The organism is Streptomyces sp. NPDC000594 (genome assembly GCF_040299965.1).
Taxonomy (GTDB): domain Bacteria; phylum Actinomycetota; class Actinomycetes; order Streptomycetales; family Streptomycetaceae; genus Streptomyces.
On sequence record NZ_JBEPCY010000073.1, the window covers coordinates 3,841 to 5,260 of the forward strand.

The 1,420-nt window shown below is 56.3% G+C and carries 1 rRNA gene (cut by a window edge); it reads left to right on the forward strand.

What is annotated here, in order from left to right:
• Window positions 1–1,398 (forward strand): 23S ribosomal RNA (locus ABT354_RS37905); it begins 1,825 nt to the left of the window's first position.
• Window positions 1,399–1,420: the final 22 nt, after the last annotated feature.

Consider the following 1,420-nt stretch of genomic DNA (forward strand, 5'->3'; position numbering starts at 1 on the left):
TCAAGGCTGAGACCTGATGCCGAGCCGATTGTGGTGAAGTGGATGATCCTATGCTGTCGAGAAAAGCCTCTAGCGAGTTTCAAGGCGGCCCGTACCCTAAACCGACTCAGGTGGTCAGGTAGAGAATACCGAGGCGTTCGGGTGAACTATGGTTAAGGAACTCGGCAAAATGCCCCCGTAACTTCGGGAGAAGGGGGGCCACGTCTGGTGATCCGATTTACTCGGTGAGCTGGGTGTGGCCGCAGAGACCAGCGAGAAGCGACTGTTTACTAAAAACACAGGTCCGTGCGAAGCCGTAAGGCGATGTATACGGACTGACGCCTGCCCGGTGCTGGAACGTTAAGGGGACCGGTTAGCCAGGATTCGTTCTGGCGAAGCTGAGAACTTAAGCGCCAGTAAACGGCGGTGGTAACTATAACCATCCTAAGGTAGCGAAATTCCTTGTCGGGTAAGTTCCGACCTGCACGAATGGCGTAACGACTTCTCGACTGTCTCAACCATAGGCCCGGTGAAATTGCACTACGAGTAAAGATGCTCGTTTCGCGCAGCAGGACGGAAAGACCCCGGGACCTTTACTACAGTTTGATATTGGTGTTCGGTTCGGCTTGTGTAGGATAGGTGGGAGACTTTGAAGCGGGCACGCCAGTGTTCGTGGAGTCGCTGTTGAAATACCACTCTGGTCGTGCTGGATGTCTAACCTGGGTCCGTGATCCGGATCAGGGACAGTGTCTGATGGGTAGTTTAACTGGGGCGGTTGCCTCCTAAAGAGTAACGGAGGCGCCCAAAGGTTCCCTCAGCCTGGTTGGTAATCAGGTGTTGAGTGTAAGTGCACAAGGGAGCTTGACTGTGAGACCGACGGGTCGAGCAGGGACGAAAGTCGGGACTAGTGATCCGGCGGTGGCTTGTGGAAGCGCCGTCGCTCAACGGATAAAAGGTACCCCGGGGATAACAGGCTGATCTTCCCCAAGAGTCCATATCGACGGGATGGTTTGGCACCTCGATGTCGGCTCGTCGCATCCTGGGGCTGGAGTCGGTCCCAAGGGTTGGGCTGTTCGCCCATTAAAGCGGTACGCGAGCTGGGTTTAGAACGTCGTGAGACAGTTCGGTCCCTATCCGCTGCGCGCGCAGGAGTCTTGAGAAGGGCTGTCCCTAGTACGAGAGGACCGGGACGGACGAACCTCTGGTGTGCCAGTTGTCCTGCCAAGGGCATGGCTGGTTGGCTACGTTCGGGAGGGATAACCGCTGAAAGCATCTAAGCGGGAAGCCTGCTTCGAGATGAGGACTCCCACCCACTTGATGGGGTAAGGCTCCCAGTAGACGACTGGGTTGATAGGCCAGATATGGAAGCCGGGTGACCGGTGGAGTTGACTGGTACTAATAGGCCGAGGGCTTGTCCTCAGTTGCTCGCGTCCACTGTGTT